This is a genomic window from Pseudomonas kielensis (genome assembly GCF_014236655.1).
Classification (GTDB): Bacteria; Pseudomonadota; Gammaproteobacteria; order Pseudomonadales; family Pseudomonadaceae; genus Aquipseudomonas; species Aquipseudomonas kielensis.
Genome location: NZ_JACMYG010000070.1, coordinates 1 through 3261 on the forward strand (window position 1 = coordinate 1; position 3261 = coordinate 3261).

Here is a 3261-nt window from a genome sequence, read left to right on the forward strand (position 1 = left end):
GGGTACTGAGTCGTGGCCAGCTGGCCTCGCTTCAGCAAATTGGGTATGTGATAGCTTTCGGTGTTTTGTGAGTTCTCGAACTTTCGGTTCGTTTCGTCTTCACACACCGCAATCAGATGCCTCTTTCGAAGTCACAAGATTGCTTGGGTGTTATATGGTCAAGCCTCACGGGCAATTAGTATTGGTTAGCTCAACGCCTCACAGCGCTTACACACCCAACCTATCAACGTCGTAGTCTTCGACGGCCCTTCAGGGAACTCAAGGTTCCAGTGAGATCTCATCTTGAGGCTAGTTTCCCGCTTAGATGCTTTCAGCGGTTATCTATTCCGAACATAGCTACCCGGCAATGCCACTGGCGTGACAACCGGAACACCAGAGGTTCGTCCACTCCGGTCCTCTCGTACTAGGAGCAGCCCCTCTCAAATCTCAAACGTCCACGGCAGATAGGGACCGAACTGTCTCACGACGTTCTAAACCCAGCTCGCGTACCACTTTAAATGGCGAACAGCCATACCCTTGGGACCGGCTTCAGCCCCAGGATGTGATGAGCCGACATCGAGGTGCCAAACACCGCCGTCGATATGAACTCTTGGGCGGTATCAGCCTGTTATCCCCGGAGTACCTTTTATCCGTTGAGCGATGGCCCTTCCATACAGAACCACCGGATCACTAAGACCTACTTTCGTACCTGCTCGACGTGTCTGTCTCGCAGTCAAGCGCGCTTTTGCCTTTATACTCTACGACCGATTTCCGACCGGTCTGAGCGCACCTTCGTACTCCTCCGTTACTCTTTAGGAGGAGACCGCCCCAGTCAAACTACCCACCATACACTGTCCTCGATCCGGATAACGGACCTGAGTTAGAACCTCAAAGTTGCCAGGGTGGTATTTCAAGGTTGGCTCCACGCAGACTGGCGTCCACGCTTCAAAGCCTCCCACCTATCCTACACAAGCAAATTCAAAGTCCAGTGCAAAGCTATAGTAAAGGTTCACGGGGTCTTTCCGTCTAGCCGCGGATACACTGCATCTTCACAGCGATTTCAATTTCACTGAGTCTCGGGTGGAGACAGCGCCGCCATCGTTACGCCATTCGTGCAGGTCGGAACTTACCCGACAAGGAATTTCGCTACCTTAGGACCGTTATAGTTACGGCCGCCGTTTACCGGGGCTTCGATCAAGAGCTTCGCGTTAGCTAACCCCATCAATTAACCTTCCGGCACCGGGCAGGCGTCACACCCTATACGTCCACTTTCGTGTTTGCAGAGTGCTGTGTTTTTAATAAACAGTCGCAGCGGCCTGGTATCTTCGACCGGCGTGGGCTTACGGAGCAAGTCCTTCACCCTCACCGGCGCACCTTCTCCCGAAGTTACGGTGCCATTTTGCCTAGTTCCTTCACCCGAGTTCTCTCAAGCGCCTTGGTATTCTCTACCCAACCACCTGTGTCGGTTTGGGGTACGGTTCCTGGTTACCTGAAGCTTAGAAGCTTTTCTTGGAAGCATGGCATCAACCACTTCGTGTTCTAAAAGAACACTCGTCATCAGCTCTCGGCCTTAAGATCCCGGATTTACCTAAGATCTCAGCCTACCACCTTAAACTTGGACAACCAACGCCAAGCTGGCCTAGCCTTCTCCGTCCCTCCATCGCAATAACCAGAAGTACAGGAATATTAACCTGTTTTCCATCGACTACGCTTTTCAGCCTCGCCTTAGGGACCGACTAACCCTGCGTCGATTAACGTTGCGCAGGAAACCTTGGTCTTTCGGCGTGGGTGTTTTTCACACCCATTGTCGTTACTCATGTCAGCATTCGCACTTCTGATACCTCCAGCAAGCTTCTCAACTCACCTTCACAGGCTTACAGAACGCTCCTCTACCGCATCACCTAAGTGATACCCGTAGCTTCGGTGTATGGTTTGAGCCCCGTTACATCTTCCGCGCAGGCCGACTCGACTAGTGAGCTATTACGCTTTCTTTAAAGGGTGGCTGCTTCTAAGCCAACCTCCTAGCTGTCTAAGCCTTCCCACATCGTTTCCCACTTAACCATAACTTTGGGACCTTAGCTGACGGTCTGGGTTGTTTCCCTTTTCACGACGGACGTTAGCACCCGCCGTGTGTCTCCCATGCTCGGCACTTGTAGGTATTCGGAGTTTGCATCGGTTTGGTAAGTCGGGATGACCCCCTAGCCGAAACAGTGCTCTACCCCCTACAGTGATACATGAGGCGCTACCTAAATAGCTTTCGAGGAGAACCAGCTATCTCCGAGCTTGATTAGCCTTTCACTCCGATCCACAGGTCATCCGCTAACTTTTCAACGGTAGTCGGTTCGGTCCTCCAGTTAGTGTTACCCAACCTTCAACCTGCCCATGGATAGATCGCCCGGTTTCGGGTCTATTCCCAGCGACTAGACGCCCTATTAAGACTCGCTTTCGCTACGCCTCCCCTATTCGGTTAAGCTCGCCACTGAAAATAAGTCGCTGACCCATTATACAAAAGGTACGCAGTCACCCAACAAAGTGGGCTCCCACTGCTTGTACGCATACGGTTTCAGGATCTATTTCACTCCCCTCTCCGGGGTTCTTTTCGCCTTTCCCTCACGGTACTAGTTCACTATCGGTCAGTCAGTAGTATTTAGCCTTGGAGGATGGTCCCCCCATATTCAGACAAAGTTTCTCGTGCTCCGTCCTACTCGATTTCATGACTAAGAGATTTTCGCGTACAGGGCTATCACCCACTATGGCCGTACTTTCCAGAACGTTCCGCTAATCTCAAAGCCACTTAAGGGCTAGTCCCCGTTCGCTCGCCACTACTAAGGGAATCTCGGTTGATTTCTTTTCCTCAGGGTACTTAGATGTTTCAGTTCCCCTGGTTCGCCTCTTAAGCCTATGTATTCAGCTTAAGATAACCATCTTATGATGGCTGGGTTCCCCCATTCAGACATCTCCGGATCAAAGTCTGTTTGCCGACTCCCCGAAGCTTTTCGCAGGCTACCACGTCTTTCATCGCCTCTGACTGCCAAGGCATCCACCGTATGCGCTTCTTCACTTGACCATATAACCCCAAGCAATCTGGTTATACTATGAAGACGACATTCGCCGAAAATTCGCAATTACTCACAAATTTTACCTTAGCCTGATCCGTTACCAGTGAAAGTAACGTTCAGTCTATCTTTCTATCACATACCCAAATTTTTAAAGAACGATCTAATCAAAGACTAGAAATCAACATTCACCATCGCAGTGATGGAATGCTCATTTCTAAGCTTT

General features: G+C 50.8%; 1 rRNA gene. It reads right to left on the reverse strand.

The annotated features are described in order from the left end of the window. Positions 1-154: 154 nt before the first annotated feature. Positions 155-3046 (reverse strand): 23S ribosomal RNA (locus H7995_RS27950). Positions 3047-3261: the final 215 nt, after the last annotated feature.